Annotated in this window: 12 protein-coding genes; 6 read left to right on the forward strand and 6 right to left on the reverse strand. The window is 67.4% G+C overall.

Annotated features, from left to right (window positions below):
- Nucleotides 1-60 precede the first annotated feature (60 nt).
- The gene (phaR, locus tag ACTJKY_RS00815; RefSeq protein ID WP_440843549.1) at nt 61-648 is read right to left on the reverse strand and encodes a polyhydroxyalkanoate synthesis repressor PhaR; all 588 of its coding nucleotides are present in this window, start codon (nt 646-648) and stop codon (nt 61-63) included.
- 71 nt (nt 649-719) lie between these two features.
- On the opposite strand from phaR, the gene ACTJKY_RS00820 reads away from it, so the two are divergent.
- From ACTJKY_RS00820 to ACTJKY_RS00835, 4 genes are all read left to right on the forward strand, one after another.
- Complete coding sequence (locus tag ACTJKY_RS00820) at nt 720-1730, forward strand: alpha/beta fold hydrolase (RefSeq protein WP_440843550.1); 1011 nt, start codon at nt 720-722, stop codon at nt 1728-1730.
- A 27-nt stretch (nt 1731-1757) separates the two neighbouring features.
- Entirely contained in the window at nt 1758-2933 is a 1176-nt protein-coding gene (locus ACTJKY_RS00825; protein WP_440843552.1) for an acetyl-CoA C-acetyltransferase, read from the forward strand.
- A 274-nt stretch (nt 2934-3207) separates the two neighbouring features.
- Nucleotides 3208-6405, forward strand: coding sequence for a TonB-dependent receptor domain-containing protein (locus ACTJKY_RS00830; RefSeq protein ID WP_440843554.1), 3198 nt, complete (start codon nt 3208-3210; stop codon nt 6403-6405).
- A gap of 82 nt (nt 6406-6487) precedes the next feature.
- Nucleotides 6488-7471 (forward strand): 2OG-Fe(II) oxygenase, encoded by a 984-nt coding sequence (locus tag ACTJKY_RS00835; protein WP_440843555.1) that lies wholly within the window; start codon nt 6488-6490, stop codon nt 7469-7471.
- Here ACTJKY_RS00835 and alr read toward each other — a convergent pair whose 3' ends face one another.
- Genes alr through ACTJKY_RS00850 form a run of 3 tightly spaced genes read right to left on the reverse strand, consistent with a single transcriptional unit; the run spans nt 7472 to nt 10733 of the window.
- Complete coding sequence (gene alr, locus ACTJKY_RS00840; RefSeq protein ID WP_440843556.1) at nt 7472-8497, reverse strand: alanine racemase; 1026 nt, start codon at nt 8495-8497, stop codon at nt 7472-7474.
- A 10-nt stretch (nt 8498-8507) separates the two neighbouring features.
- Complete coding sequence (locus tag ACTJKY_RS00845; RefSeq protein WP_440843557.1) at nt 8508-10094, reverse strand: MFS transporter; 1587 nt, start codon at nt 10092-10094, stop codon at nt 8508-8510.
- Nucleotides 10095-10154: 60 nt separating this feature from the next.
- On the reverse strand, nt 10155-10733 hold the full coding sequence (locus ACTJKY_RS00850; RefSeq protein WP_440843558.1) for a 2OG-Fe(II) oxygenase: 579 nt from the start codon (nt 10731-10733) through the stop codon (nt 10155-10157).
- A gap of 147 nt (nt 10734-10880) precedes the next feature.
- On the opposite strand from ACTJKY_RS00850, the gene ACTJKY_RS00855 reads away from it, so the two are divergent.
- Both ACTJKY_RS00855 and ACTJKY_RS00860 read left to right on the forward strand, forming a co-directional pair.
- Complete coding sequence (locus ACTJKY_RS00855) at nt 10881-12206, forward strand: glycoside hydrolase family 28 protein (RefSeq protein ID WP_440843560.1); 1326 nt, start codon at nt 10881-10883, stop codon at nt 12204-12206.
- 92 nt (nt 12207-12298) lie between these two features.
- Nucleotides 12299-13312, forward strand: a complete 1014-nt coding sequence (locus tag ACTJKY_RS00860) for a YXWGXW repeat-containing protein (protein WP_440843562.1) — start codon at nt 12299-12301, stop codon at nt 13310-13312.
- Between the two features lie 51 nt (nt 13313-13363).
- On the opposite strand, the gene ACTJKY_RS00865 is transcribed toward ACTJKY_RS00860, so the two are convergent.
- Together ACTJKY_RS00865 and ACTJKY_RS00870 are read right to left on the reverse strand one after the other, a co-directional pair.
- Nucleotides 13364-15238 (reverse strand): ABC-F family ATP-binding cassette domain-containing protein, encoded by a 1875-nt coding sequence (locus ACTJKY_RS00865; RefSeq protein WP_440843564.1) that lies wholly within the window; start codon nt 15236-15238, stop codon nt 13364-13366.
- A gap of 100 nt (nt 15239-15338) precedes the next feature.
- Nucleotides 15339-15812 (reverse strand): YbjN domain-containing protein, encoded by a 474-nt coding sequence (locus ACTJKY_RS00870; RefSeq protein WP_440843565.1) that lies wholly within the window; start codon nt 15810-15812, stop codon nt 15339-15341.
- Between the last annotated feature and the right edge of the window lie 2 nt (nt 15813-15814).

Here is a 15814-nt window from a genome sequence, read left to right on the forward strand (position 1 = left end):
GCGCTTCCCCCGCCACCTCCCCCTGGCGGGGGAGGATATGGCTTACTTCAACGGGGGGCGTTACTTCCCCAGCTTCTCGATCTTTTCCTGCAGCCGGGCCAGCTCGGCCTTGAGCGACGACACGTCGCCGTCGCCGCCGCTGCTCGCCTCGGGCGCCGCCGGGGCCGTCGTGGGCGCAGCACCCGGAGCCGGGTTCGCGGCGCCACCCGGCTGGAAGGCGCTTGCCGCGGCTTCGAACATCGCGATGTTGCGCTTGGCGATCTCCGCGAAGGGCGAGTTGGCGAAGGCGCCTTCGACCGCCGACTTGAACTGTTCCTGGTTGCGGCGGAAGCTGTCCATCGACGCTTCCAGATAGCCCGGCACCATCGCCTGCATGGAATCGCCGTACAGCGAAATCAGCTGGCGCAGGAAGTTCACCGGCAGCATCGTCTGGCCGCGGGCTTCCTCCTCCATGATGATCTGGGTGAGGACATTATGCGTGATGTCCTCTTCGGTCTTGGCGTCGACGACCTTGAAGTCGCGGCCTTCGCGCGTCATCGCTGCGAGATGCTCGAGCGTGATGTAGGACGAAGTCTCGGTATTATAGAGGCGGCGGTTCGCGTACTTCTTGATAATGACCGGACCGCTTCCAGGTGCAGCTTTCTTCATGGGGAACCCCGCGCGTGACAGATGCGCACCTAACTACAGTTTCTGACGCGCCGCAACACGGACCGCGCCCTTTGCCGCTTTTTCTCGCATTGCTGCGCAACGAAACGGCAACATCGCCCGAAAGACGGGCAGCCGCGCTGGCGGGTCTGGCCGCCTATCAGCACGCCCCCCGCCCCGCCCCGCGCCCCGAAAAGCCGATCGTCGCGCGCGCCGGCCGCGCGGTGCTGCGCGATTATGGCGGGCATGGCCGGCCGGTGGTATTCGTGCCGTCGCTGATCAACCCGCCGGTGGTGCTTGATCTTGCGCGCGGCAATTCCTTGCTGCGCTGGCTGTCGCGCCAGGGCGTGCGCCCGCTGCTGGTCGATTGGGGAAGCCCGGTGCCTGACGAGGCAGCGCTCGACGTCAACGGCCATGTCGAGCAATTGCTGCTTCCCTTGCTGCGCCAGTTGCGGCGCCCGCCGGTGCTTGCCGGCTATTGCCTCGGCGGCACCATGGCGATCGCCGCGGCGCAGGCGATCGAAACCGCTGGCCTCGTCACCATCGCGGCGCCCTGGCACTTCGCCGGCTATGGCGCCGCGCTGGAGCGGTTCGCAGCACTCTGGGACCAGGCCTATCCCACCTGCGAACGGCTGGGCGTGGTGCCGATGGAGGTGCTGCAGGCCGGCTTCTGGCAGCTCGATCCCCGCCGCACGATCGTGAAGTACGAGCGTTTCGGCCGCCTCCATCCCAAGGCGGCGGAGGCACGCGCCTTCGTCGTACTCGAGGACTGGGCCAATGCCGGCGCGCCGCTCAGCTTCGGAGCCGGGCGCCAGCTGTTCGACGACTTCCTCTCGGCCGACCTGCCCGGCAGCGGCCGCTGGCAGGTGGCAGGCATCACCGCGCAGCCCGAGGCGCTCGACATGCCCGCGCTGTCGCTGATCTCCACCACCGACCGCATCGTCCCGGCCGCCAGCGCCGCGCGGCTGGGCGAAGTGCGCGAGATGACGCTCGGCCATGTCGGCATGATCGTCGGCGGCCGCGCGCGCAAAGCGGTGTGGGAGCCGCTTGCTCACTGGTTAACTGCACTTCCCCGCACTAGATAGCGACCAAACACACCCCAGGAGACCAGCATGACCGACGTCGTGATCACTGCCGCCAAGCGTACCCCGGTGGGCAGCTTTCTCGGTGCCTTCGCCGCCACCCCCGCGCACGAGCTTGGCCGCGTCGCGATCGAGGCCGCCCTCGCCGAAGCCGGCGTGAAGGGCGAGGAAGTTTCCGAAGTCATTCTCGGCCAGGTGCTCACCGCCGCGCAGGGGCAGAACCCCGCCCGCCAGGCCTCGATGCATGCGGGCGTGCCCAAGGAAGTGCCGGCGTGGAGCGTGCAGCAGGTCTGCGGCTCGGGCCTGCGCGCGGTGGCGCTCGGCTTCCAGTCGATCCGCAACGGCGATGCCTCGATCATCGTCGCGGGGGGCCAGGAATCGATGTCGATGAGCACCCATGCCCAGTCGCTGCGCCCGGGCACCAAGATGGGTGACCTGAGCCTGGTCGACACGATGATCAAGGACGGCCTAACCGACGTGTTCAACGGCTATCACATGGGCATCACCGCGGAGAATCTCGCCGAGCAATATCAGGTGACCCGTGGCGAGCAGGACGAGTTCGCGGTCCGCTCGCAGAACCTCGCCGAGAAGGCGCGTGCCGACGGCCGCTTCAAGGACGAGATCGCGCCGGTCACAGTCAAGACCCGCAAGGGCGAGACGATCGTCGCCGATGACGAATATATCCGCGCCGGCGCGACGGTGGACAGCGTCGCCGGCCTGCGCCCTGCGTTCAAGAAGGACGGCACCGTCACCGCCGCCAACGCCTCGGGCCTTAACGACGGCGCCGCGGCGCTGGTGCTGATGAGCCGCGAGGAAGCCGAGAAGCGCGGCGCGCCGATCCTCGCCACCATCCGCAGCTGGGCGAGCACCGGCGTCGACCCGTCGGTGATGGGCATCGGCCCGGTCACCGCCAGCCGCAAGGCGCTGGAAAAGGCCGGCTGGACGATCGGCGATCTCGACCTGATCGAGGCCAACGAGGCCTTTGCCGCGCAGGCGCTGTCGGTCGGCAAGGAGCTGGGCTGGGATGCCGACAAGGTGAACGTGAACGGCGGCGCGATCGCGATCGGCCACCCGATCGGCGCCTCGGGCGCGCGCATCCTCACCACCCTGCTCCACGAGATGAACAAGCGCGATGCCAAGAAGGGCCTTGCGACGTTGTGCATCGGCGGCGGCATGGGCATCGCGATGTGCGTCGAGCGCGACTGACGTATCCAATCCGCGATGGAAGACGGAGCCGGGGTGAAAACCCCGGCTCTTTTTTATCCAGCGCATCGGGGCGCACTTGTCTGGATTATCTTCAGCAACTGTTTGTAATTAAATTGCGCGCTTTTGCTGCATTTTAGCAACAATTCGTTTCACTCTGTGACAATGCTGCAACAGGCCGTAATAAACATGAAAGAAACGTAACCAAACCTCTTGTAAGAATCCGGCCATCTCGGGTCAAAGCTCCCTCAGGCATATCGCCTGTGAGGGGCAATCCATGAAATTTTCAAAGCTTTTGAGTGCGACGGCGCTGGTCGGGAGCGCGATGCTCGTTCCGACCATGGCGCTGGCGCAGACGACTCCGCAGAACGATGCCGGCGCGCCCGCCGCCGAGGACGACGCTTCGATCGTCGTCACCGGTTCGCGTCTGCGCACGGCGAACCAGGATTCGCCGGTTCCGATCACCACGGTCACCGCCGAACAGATCGCCAACAGCGGCCGCATCTCGGTCGGCGACGTGCTGAACACGATGCCGCAGCTGCGCAGCACGGTCGGCTCGCAGAACTCCACCTCGGGCCTCGGCCGTCGTGGCCAAAACTTCCTCGACCTTCGCGGTCTGGGTACGTCGCGCACGCTGACGCTGATCAACGGCCGTCGCCAGGTCACCAGCGACATCATCAACAACGGCAACGCCGTCGACGTGAACACGATTCCGCTTGACCTGATCGATCGCATCGACATCGTCACCGGCGGCAAGTCGGCCGTGTACGGTTCGGACGCGATCTCGGGCGTCGTCAACTTTATCCTCAAGGATCACTTCAACGGCCTGCAGCTCAACGCCCGTACCGGCGTGAGCAAGTATGGCGATGCCGGCAACCAGACCGTGTCGCTGCTGGCCGGCAAGAACTTCGCCGACGGCCGCGGCAACGTTGTGGTCTCGGCGGAATATTCGCACCAGTCGGACTACTATGCTTCCGACCGTCCGGCGCTGCGCCACAATGACGCGTTCGTCGTGGTCGACACCGACACCGGCGCCTCGTCCGACGACGTGCCGGATCGCATCTTCTATCGCGATCTGCGCAGCACCACCATCTCGCTCGGCGGCCAGCTCGGCTTCCGCTACGGCAACACCGGCGGCCGCCCGTGCGGCACCGACGCCGTCGGCAACGCCTTCACGTGCGCCTATCTGTTCCAGCCGGGCGGCGCTCTCACCCCGCAGACGGGCCTGCGCGTCGGCCTTGGCCCGAACGGCAGCTTCGTCGGCGGCAATGGTTCGACCGGCCGCGAAGGCAAGCTGGTGGTGCTGTCGCCCAACGTGAAGCGCTATGCGTTCAACGCCCTGGGCCATTTCGAAGTGTCGAGCGCGTTCGTGCCGTTCTTCGAAGCCAAGTATGTGCGCACCGAAGCGTTCGGTTCGCAGAGTGGTCCGTTCTTCTCGCAGGGGCAAACGCTCAGCGATCAGATCGGGGGCACAGGCCTCACGGATCTGTCCTACTTCACCACCGGTGGCGCCACCGGTCGCGTGAATCGCGAGGGCATCCGCCTCGACAACCCCTATCTGAACAGCGCCGCGCGTAACACGATCACCGCACAGCTGCAGGCCGCGATCGCGACGGGCGTCAACCCGAACACCGGCGCCGCGATCACCGCCGCGCAGCAGGCCGCGTCGCTCGCGCAGGTCGCGGCAGGCACCTATCGCTTCTCGCTGCGTCGCAATTGGGTCGACCTGGGCACGCGCGACGAGAACATCAAGCGCGAGGTGTACCGCTTCGTCGGCGGCGCGCGTGGCGAAATCGCCAGCAGCTGGCACTATGAAGTGTCGGCCGAGTACAGCGAGCATCGCGAAACCAACGTGATCAGCGGCAACGTCAATCGCCAGCGCTTCCTGCTCGCGAATGACACGACCCGCGACGCCAACGGCAATATCGTCTGCCGTTCGCAGGTCAGCCCGGCCTATGCGGGCACCGATCGCGCCGGAAACCCGGCGGTCCTCGCGGCGGACGTCGCGGCCTGTGTGCCGCTCAATCCGTTCGGCGAAGGCTCGGTGAGCAGCGCGGCGCGCAACTATCTGCTGATGAACACCACTGCCACCGGCAGCGCGACGCAGTTCGTGGCCAACGGCTATGTCGCCGGCAACCTGTTCGAGCTGCCGGGCGGCCCGCTGAGCGTTGCGGTCGGCGGCGAATATCGGCGCGAGACGCTGCGCTACGACCTCGATCCGCTGACCCAGGCTGGCTATGCGTTCTACAACGCCATCCCGACCTTCCGTTCGCCCGCCTTCGAAGTGAAGGAAGCGTTCGGCGAGATTTCGGTCCCGATCCTCAAGGACGTGCCGTTCTTCCAGGAACTGACCGCAAGCGGTTCGGGTCGCGTCGCGAACTATCGCGGTACGACCGGCACCGTGTTCGCCTACAGCGGCGACGCGATCTGGCGCCCCGTGCGCGATTTCGGCATCCGCGGCAGCTATTCGCGCGCCGTCCGTGCGCCGTATGTGGGTGATCTCTATGCGGTCGCGGGGCAGAACTTCACCCCGGCCCCGGCGGATCCCTGCTCGCTGCGCAACATCAACACCGGCTCGGCCAACCGCAAGGCGAACTGCGCTGCGGCCGGCATCCCGGCGTCCTATGACTATGTCTACACCTCGTCGCTGCAGATCCTCAGCGGCGGCAATCCGAACCTGAAGGAAGAAAGCTCGCGTTCCTGGACGCTGGGCGGCATCTTCGAGCCGCACTGGGTGCCGGGTCTCTCGATCTCAGGCGACTATTACGACATCACGGTCAAGAACGTGATCACGTCGCCGTCGGTGCAGGCCGCACTGAACGCCTGCTATGACGCGCCGTCGCTGAACAACCAGTTCTGCGGGCTCTTCCAGCGCGCGCCCGCTGCCGGCGGTCCGAACGGCGAGCAGGCGTACCGCATCATCGAGGGTTCGTATCAGGACGCGCCGCAGAACTATGCCCGCTACAAGGCGCGCGGCATCGATGCGAACGTCACCTACAACCACCGGTTCGACTGGGCTCTGGTGCGGATGAAGGGCGAGTGGACCCATGTGATCCAGCGCGACAACTACACCGATCCGTCGCGTCCGAACTACAAGAACGTCATCACCGGCGAGCTGAACGATCCGCAGGACCGCTTCACCGTGGACACCGACGTGACGTTCGGGAAGTTCACGATCGGCCACACGCTCCGTTACATCAGCGGCATGTACCTGAACGCCTGGGAAGACTATAACAGCGTCAATGGCGAACCGCCGCAGAACCCGGACTATGCGGACATCCGCATGTATCCGTCGGTCGTCTACAACGACGTCCGCTTTGCGCTGGAGGTGAACAAGAGCTTCAACTTCTACGGCGGCATCAACAACGTTGCGAACAAGAACCCGCCCTACGGCCTCACCGGCGTGGGCACCGGTTCGGGCGTCTACGATAACCGTGGCCGTTTCTTCTACATGGGCTTCCGCGCCAACTTCTGATCGCGGAAACCAATCAATCGGGGCCGGGAGGAGCAATCCTTCCGGCCTTTTTTTTGGCCTCTCGGCCGGGATAGAAGCACCTATGCACCGCAACCCTGTCGACCTCGCTTTGTCCTTCGCCCGTGCCGGCAAGACCGCGCAGGCCTGTGCGCTCCTCGCCGATGCCGGTGCGCAGGGCAGCGCCGAAGCCTGGATGCAGCTTGCCGTTTGGTATCTGATCGGTGCCCCCGTGGCGCGCGATCTCGACCAGGCGCGCGCCTGCCTCGCCAAGGCGGTGGCGATCGGCCATGTCGACGGGGCGCTGATGGAGATCGCGCTGCTCGCCAACGGCAATGGCGGCCAAGCGGCGCCCGATTGGCCCCGCGCGCTGCAAGCGCTGGATATCGCCGCACAAGGCGATCCGGTCGCAGCGGCGCAGCGTGCCCTGCTCGCCAGGATGGCGCTGCGGGACGATGGCACACCGCAGACGACTCCTATCGGAGAGGTCTTGCACGACAGCCCCCGTCTGCGCCGCTTCCCGCAGCTGCTGACCCCCGAGGAGTGCGCCCACCTCGCCACGACGGCGCAGCCGCTGCTCGAGCCTTCCTACGTGCTCGATCCGCGCAGCGGACAGCCCATGCCGCACCCGATCCGGACCTCGGACGGCGGCGCGATCGGGCCGACGCGCGAGGATCTGGTCGTCCGGGCGGTCAACCTGCGGATCGCCGCGGCAACGGGCACCGACGTCCAGAACGGCGAGCCGCTGACGGTGCTGCGCTATGCGCCCGGCCAACAATATCGCCGCCACCTCGATACGATCGCCGGGGCCGCCAACCAGCGGATGGCGACGCTGATCCTCTATCTCAACCAGGGATTTGCCGGCGGCGAGACATGCTTCCCGGCGATCGGCGTTACCGTACAGCCGCGCGCGGGCGATGCGATCCTGTTCGATACCCTGCTACCCGATGGGACGCCCGATCCGCAGCTGGTGCACACCGGGGAGCCGGTTCGCGCCGGCGCGAAATGGATCGCGACGCGCTGGATCCGGCAGGCGCCCGTTGATCCCTGGACGATCGCCGCGGGCTGACTAGGCCCACACCCGATCGAACCGCGTACCCAGCCCGGTGAGCAGCTCATATTGCGACAGCCCGCTCAGCGCGGCGGTCTCGGGTAGCGCATAGTCCATCGCCACCCAGTCTCCATCCGCCAGCTCGGGCGCGGCATCGACGCAGATCGCGGTCAGGTCCATCGATACGCGGCCGACCACCGGCAACACCGCGTCTCCCGCATGCGCGCGCCCCTTGTTCGAGAAGCAGCGCAGATAGCCGTCGGCATAGCCGAGGTTGAGGATCGCCACCTCCATGTCACGCGGCGCGGTGTAGGTCGCGTTGTAGCCGATCGTCTCGCCCGCACGGACCTGCCGGCGCTGGAGGATCTGGGCCTCGGGCGTGATCACCTGGGCGATGGCGCCATGGGCCTCGCGCTGGCGGCCGCCATAGAGGGCAATGCCCGGGCGGGTGAGGTCGAAGTGATAGTCGGCGCCCAGGGCGATGCCCGCGCTGTTGGCCAGGCTCATCCGCCGCGCCGATGTCCGCCCGGCAAGCGCGGCGAAGCTGTCGCGCTGGCGGGCGTTGAGCGACACGTCCTCGTCGGCGGAGACGAGGTGGCTCATCAGCGTGTCGATCGCGAGGCCTTCGAGCAGCCCGTCCGCCACCTGCTGCGGGGAAACCCCCAGCCGGTTCATGCCGGTATCGACCATCACGTCGCACACGCCCCCGCCGGCCTCGCGCCAGCGCCGAACCTGCTCGGCGCTCGCGAGCACCGGCCGGGCGTTGGCGGGGCGATCGGCGAGATCCTCGGCGCGCACGCCGTGCAGCACCGAGACGGCCACGCCGAGATCGGCAATGGCCCGCGCCTCGCCCCAGGCGGCGACGAAGAAGTCGCGGCAGCCCGCCTGCGCCAGTCGCTCCACCACGCCGCGCGCGCCCAGCCCATAGCCGTTCGCCTTCACCGCCGCGCCGCACGCCGCCGCACCGCTCAGGCGCGCGAGCAGGGTCCAGTTGGCGGTAAGGGCCGCAGCATTGAGGCGGAGGCGAAGGGGGGAGTCGGTCATCCCCCGTCGGTTAGCGCCGCGGCGTGCGAAGCGCCACCGTCTCGCGCAGGCCGAACGCGGTCACCACCAGCGCCACCACCACCACCGCGAAGGTGTACCACAGCCCGGCATAGGGGTTGCCGGTGCGCGCGACGATGTAATGGCTGATGAACGGCAGGAAGCCGCCGAAATAGCCGGTGCCGATATGATAGGGGATCGACATCGACGAATAGCGGATGCGGCTGGGGAACATCTCGCTAAGCAGCGCCGCGACCGGGCCGTAGGTGGCGCCGCACAGCGCCATCAGCACGGTCATCGCCACCAGGATCATCGCGATGTCGATCGGCTCCGGCACAATGCGATCGAAGCGATAGCCGGCATCCTCCAGCGCGGCCTTCACCGCCTTGGGGTCGTTGCTCTCGACGACCTGGCCGCCGATCGTGACGACCACGGTAGGCGCCTTGGCGGTCTTGTAGCTGACGCCCAGCCGCGAAAGATGGTCGAGCATCCGCCAGCATTCGTCGGCCTGGGTGGTGGCGAAGGGATCATAGGTGCAGTGCGGCCCGGCGACGATCACCGGCTCGCGCCGTGATGCCTTGGCGAGGCCGGGATTGGCGGCGCTGCCGATCACGTAGAAACAGGGGAAGAGCAGCACCAGGGTCAGCGCATAGCCGATCACGATCGGCGGCTTGCGCCCGACCCGGTCCGAAAGCCTGCCGAAATAGAGGAAGAAGCCGACGCCGATCACCGCGCCCGCGCCGGTAATCAACTGCGCCGCAGTCTGGTCGAGCCGCATCGGGCCCGAGAGGAAGGCGAGCACCGAGAACATCGCGGTGTACCACACCACGGTCAGCCCGCCGGCGATGCCGAACAAGGCGACGAGCAGGCGCTTCTTGTTGCCCGGATAGGTGAAGCTCTCGACGAAGGGGTTGCGCGCGGTCTCGCCCGCTTCCTTCATCGCGCGGAATACCGGGCTTTCGGAGAGCCGCAAGCGCATCCACAACGAGATGGCGAGCAGCACCAGCGAGAACAGGAAGGGCAGCCGCCAGCCCCAGCTTTCCCAGATGCCGGCGGCGGCGAAGCGGAACAGCAGCACTACCGCGAGGCTGAGGATGAAGCCGCCGACCACGCTCGCCTGGATGAAGCTGGTGTAATGGCCGGCGCGCCCCTCCGGCGAATGCTCGGCGACGAAGATCGCTGCACCGCCATATTCGCCGCCCAGCGCCAGCCCCTGTGCCACGCGCAGCACCAGGATGACGATCGGCGCGGTCGCCCCGATCGCGCCATAGCCCGGGATCAGGCCGATGCCCGCGGTGGCCAGCCCCATCACCGTGATGGTGACGAGGAAGGTATATTTGCGACCCATCCGGTCGCCGAGATAGCCGAACAGCACCGCGCCGAGCGGGCGGAAGCCGAAGCCGATCGCGAAGGTCGCCCAGGAGAGCAGGGTGCCGAGATTCTCGTTGCCCGAGGGGAAGAAGGTACGGCCGAGGACCCCGGTGGCGGTCAGCGTACCCCAGATGAAGAAATCATACCATTCGAACACGGTGCCCAGCGACGACGCGCCGATCACCATCCGCATCTCGCTGGCGCTCGGCTCGCAACCCTCGTCGGCCATCTTCCCTGTCCCCCGATGTCTCGCTGTGCTTCTACAGGAGTCGCACGAGGGAGCAATGTGTCAGGCGCGGCGCCCCAGCGTCTTGAACATCAGCGTGATCCGCGCGGCCTCGGGCGGGACCGCGTAGATCGGCCGTGCGGCGTGCGGGATGGTGCCGGGGAAGATCACCAGCCGATCGGGCTTGGGCATCACGGCCTTCACCACTTCACTGCCGCTGCGGTTGAAGAACAGCGTCTCGCCGCCATGGTCGGCGTTCCAGTCGGCCTGCGGATAGTAGATCGCGGTGAGGTGGTCTTTGCAGTCCGAGTCGAGATGGACCCCGCCGCCGACGCCCGCCGGCATCCGGTTGGCGTAGCAGCGCGACAGCCGCTGGCCGCGGAGCGGCTTGCGCAGCAGATCCTCCCACACCTCGGCGATCAGCGGCGCTGCGGCCTGGAGCTCGTTGCCGATCGCGTTGGGGTCGCGATCCTCCTGCGCGCTCTTCTGGTAGCCGGCGAAATGCTTGTAGAAATAGCGCGGCGCATCCGGCGCGCCCGAGGAATAGGCGCCATGCGCCCAGCCCGACTGGTCGAGATAATCCCAGATGCGCTGGCGCCGCGCGTCGCCCAGAAAGTTGTCGAGTACGCGAATGTCGTTCAACGGCCGGTCCTTACACCACGCCCGGCAGGGCCTGCACGGCCTAGCGAAAAAGGGTTAATCGACGGTTAGGCGAAACCGCAGCGACGCTGGTGCCCTGCACCGGATCGGGTGTATGGGGAACCAAGCGAAACGACTTGGCCGAACAGGATGCGCCGCTCCGAATGCCTGCTGCTCGCCGCCTGGGTGGCACTTCTGCCGAGCGCACAAACGGCGCACGCGCAGGACCGCCGGGCGGTTACCGAACCGACCCTGCCGGGCAAGACCTGCGCGGTGCTCACCGCAGCCGCCGGTGCAATGCCCGGCAGCGACACCCGGCGCCTGCAGGCTGCGATCGATCAATGCCCCGCAGGGCAAGCGGTACGGCTGGTGCCCGGCGCCGCGACCGCACGCTTCGAAAGCGGGCCCTTGGTGATGAAGTCGGGCGTGTACCTGTGGGTCGATGCCGGTGCGGTGCTCGCCGCCAGCCCCGATCCCGCCGCCTATGACGAGGACGGCGCCTGCGGGCGGATCGATGCCCGGGGCAAGGGCTGCCGGCCCTTTCTCCGCTTTGCCGGAACGCGCGGCGGCGGCATCGTCGGGGACGGGATCATCGACGGCCGCGGCGGCGCGGCCATGACCGGTCGCGACGGCGAGACCTGGTGGCAGCTCGCCCGCCGTGCCCAGCGCGACGGCGGCAAGCAGAACAATCCGCGCCTGATCCTGGTCGACGGCGCACGCGACATTACCTTCTACCGCATCACCTTACGCAACGCCGCCAACTTCCACGTCGCGATGAACGACGTGCGCGGCGCGACCTTCTGGGGCGTCCGCATCGACACGTCGGCCGATGCCCGCAACACCGACGGCATCGATCCCGGCGCCTCGCAGGACGTGACGATCGCCCGCACCTATATCCGCACCGGCGACGACAATATCGCGATCAAGGCCGGCAAGGGGCCTACCCACCATGTGTCGATCCTGGACAGCCATTTCTACGCCGGGCACGGGCTGTCGATCGGTAGCGAGACCAATGCCGGGGTGCAGGACATTCTGGTCCGCGGCGTCACCTTCGACGGCACCACCTCGGGGCTGCGCATCAAGAGCGACGCCAGCCGCGGCGGGCTCGTGCAGCGCGTGCGCTACGACGATGTGTGTCTGCGCGCCGTCGCCCGACCGATCGACTTCGACACGCGCTACGACGCCGGCGCGACCGGCCCGTTGATCCCCGTCTATCGCGACATCGTGCTGCACGCGGTGCGCGGCGACACCGGAACGCTGGTGCTGCGCGGGCACGATGCACGCCATCCGATCGAGGTGCGACTTGACGGCGTACAGTTCGCCGCCGCGGCCCGGTGGCAGGTCGCGTTCGCAATGCTGTCGGCGGGGCCGGACGGCGTGTTCCCGGTGCCCGAGAGTGTGGCGAATGCCGCTGCGGTGCGTACGCCTGGCTGTGCGGCGTCCCGTTGGCAGCCTTTTCCAGTCGCACAGCCCTGAAAATCTTCGCAGGTGCAAAGCCAGCAAGTCGGCGTTCATTCTGCGCGGCCTAGGCCTGCCAGCAACCTGGGGGACACGCAGGAGCAACCACCATGAAGAAACTCTGGTCCGCCGCGATCCTATTGGTCTCGGCCTTTCCGTGTGCGGGCACGGCCTCGGCGCAGGTCGCGATCGGCATCAGCGTGAACCTGGCGCCGCCGCCGCTGCCAGTCTACGCGCAGCCACCGCTACCCGGCCCGGACTATCTCTGGACGCCCGGCTATTGGGCCTGGGACGACTATGCCGAATCCTATTTCTGGGTGCCGGGCACCTGGGTGCTCGCACCGCGGCCGGGTCTGTTGTGGACGCCGCCCTGGTGGGGCTGGTCGAACGGCCTGTATATCTTCCATTCGGGCTATTGGGGGCCGCATGTCGGCTTCTATGGCGGCGTTTCCTACGGCTTCGGCTATACCGGCTTCGGCTATCAGGGCGGCTATTGGAACGGCGGCCACGTCTATTACAATCGCACGGTGACGAACGTCACCCATGTCACCAACGTGACCAACATCTATCAGCGCAATGTGACGGTGAACCAGAACACCCGGGTCAGCTACAATGGCGGGCCGGGCGGGCTGCAGGCGCGGGCGAGCGGGCAGGAACTGGCGGCCGCGCACGAGTTCCACGTCGCGCCCACCGGTAACCAGCAGGCGCACCTGGTCGCGGCCTGGCACAATCCCAGCGCCTTCGCCTCGGCCAACCATGGACGGCCGCCGATGACGGCCACCGCCCGGCCGCTGGACGCGTCGCGCTTCCCGGAACGGCCGATGCCCGGTCGCGGCCCGGCGGGCGCTGCACCGGGTGGGTTCGGAGCACGCCCCTATCCGGCGCCATCGCAGACGAGCCGCTTCGACCGCCCGTTCCGCGGCAATCCGCAACAGGCCGCCGCCGCTGCCTATGCGCGCCAGCCCGCGCCAGGCCCGCAGCAGCGTGCCTTTGCGCCGCCGCAGCAGCGGAATTGGGCACCGCCGCCGCCGCAGCAGCAGCACTATGCGCCGCCCCGCGTCGCCTATCGCTCGGCACCGCCCGCGCCGCGCCCGCATGGGGATCCGCGGCACCACCATGGCTGAACCTGTACCCCGGCGCGCGATCTGCGTGCGCCGGGGCAGATCCGCCGCGGCTTAGGCGCCGCCCAGCCCCTCGAGTGCTTCGCTCGCTTCCATCCACGTCACTTCGGCCGTCTCGATCTTCGCCGCCACGTCGGCGCGGCGCTTCATCAGGTCGGTCATGGTGAGCTTGGTCAGCGCGGTGTCGGCATTGCTCGGATCGAACATCGCCTTTTCCAGCGCGGAAAGCTCGGCCTGGAGCCGGGCGAGTTCGGTTTCGGCCGTCTTGGCCGCCTTGCGCAGCGCGGTGCCCTTTTCGCGGGCCTCGGCGGCGGCGCGGCGGGCTTCCTTGCGATCGGCCTTCGACGCGCCGCCCTTGCCGCCGCTCGAATCCTTCGACAGCACGAACGCGATGTAATCGTCGAGGCTGCCGTCGAATTCCTTCGCGGTGCCCTGGTCGACCAGCACCAGCCGGTCGGCGGTCATCTCCAGCATGTGGCGATCGTGGCTGACCACGACGACGGTGCCCGAATAGCCGTTGAGCGCCTGGATCAGCGCCTCGCGCGCGTCGACGTCCAAGTGGTTGGTCGGCTCGTCGAGGATCAGCAAATGCGGCGCGTCGCGGGTGATCAGCGCAAGTGCCAGCCGCGCGCGCTCGCCGCCCGAAAGCTTGCCGACCTTGGTCGTCGCCTTGTCGCCCGAAAAGCCGAAGCGGCCGAGCTGCGCGCGCACCGCGCCGGGGCTCGCCCCGGCCATGTTGCGCGTCATGTGCTGCAGCGGCGTATCGTCGCGGTCGAGTTCCTCCACCTGATACTGGGTGAAGTATCCCACCTTCATCTTGCCGCTGCTGTTGATCGCGCCGTCCATCGGCGTCAACTGCGCGGCAAGCAGCCGGGCGAGCGTGGTCTTGCCGTTGCCGTTGCGGCCGAGCAGCGCGATGCGATCGTCGGGATCGATGCGCAGGTTGAGCCGCTGGAGGATGGGCGTGTCGCCATAGCCGACGCTGGCCATGTCGAGCGTGATCAGCGGTGGGCGCAGCTCGTCCGGGTTGGGGAAGTCGAAGCTCAGCGACGGATCGTCGACAAGCTCGGCGATCGGCTGCATCCGGGCCAGCGCCTTCTGCCGGCTCTGCGCCTGCTTGGCGGTGGAAGCGCGGGCCGAGTTGCGGGCGATATAGTCCTGCAGCTTCTCGCGCTCGGCCTGCTGCTTGACGCGCGCGGCGGCGAGCTGGGCCTGGCGCTCGGCGCGCTGGCGCTCGAACGCATCATAGCCGCCTGGATACAGCGTCAGCTTGCCGCGCTCCAGGTGCAGGATGTGATCGACGACGTTGTTGAGGAAGTCGCGCTCGTGGCTGACCAGCAGGATCGTCGCGGGGTACGACTTCAGGAAGTCCTCCAGCCACAGCACCGCTTCGAGATCGAGGTGGTTCGAGGGCTCGTCGAGCAGCAGCAGGTCGGGCTGCGAGAAAAGCAGGCTGGCCAGCGCCACGCGCATCCGCCAGCCGCCCGAGAAGCTCTCCAGCTCGCGGTGCTGCATCTCCTCGTCGAAGCCGAGGCCGACGAGGATGCGTGCGGCGCGCGACGGTGCGGCATGCGCGTCGATCGCGATCAGCCGCTCATGGATCTCGCCGATGCGATCGGAATCGTGGCTGGTCTCGCTTTCCTCGAGCAGCGCGGCGCGCTCGATATCGGCGGCAAGCACCGTCTCGAACGGCGTCGCGGTGCCGCCGGGAGCCTCCTGCGCGATATAGCCGAGCTTGGCGCCGCGCGGCATGTCGACGCTGCCGCCATCGGGTTCGAGCTGGCTGGCGATCACCTTCACCAGCGTCGATTTGCCGGCGCCGTTGCGGCCGATCAGGCCGATACGGCCGCGCGGCGGCAGCTTGGCGGTGGCGCCGTCGATAATCGTGCGGCCACCCAGGCGCACCGTGATGTCGGTCAGATTGAGCATGATCGGCCAGCGCCTAGCCGATGCGCGGCCAAAGAGCCAGCAGCACGCGACATCGGGCTAGCGGCCCCCTCGCCGCTAGCCCTGCTGCCGGCGCAGCGCCCTATTTCTTGGACGGCGCGTCGGGTTCGTTGATGTAATCCACGAAGCTGCCGACCAGCGAATCCCACAGCTCCAGATTCTTGCGGAACAGCGCGGTGGTCATCGGCTGGTCCTCGAAGTTGAGGTCATATTCGATCGCCGCCTCGCCCTTGTCGTCCGAATAGACGCGGGCAAAGCGATGCTTCTGCGTCCAGGCATTGGCGCGCTCGGGCGAAAGCTTGTTGGTCCAGCCGGCGTAGAATTGCAGGTCGCCGCAGTTGCGGCCCTTGTCGCAGCTCATGAAGAAGAGTGTGTATTTATAGCCCTGCGCGCCGCTGCGGATGATCGGATCGCCATCGCTGTCCTTGGATAGTTCGGCCTTGTAGCCCGCATCCTGCAGCGCCTTGACGACCGACTGCGGATCGGTCGACTTCACCTGCGCCTGTGCCGGCACCGCCGCCAGCAGACCGAGCCCGATCAACACCCCCATCTTCATGG

It is taken from the genome of Sphingomonas sp. 22176 (assembly GCF_052045505.1).
Classification (GTDB): Bacteria; Pseudomonadota; Alphaproteobacteria; order Sphingomonadales; family Sphingomonadaceae; genus Sphingomonas.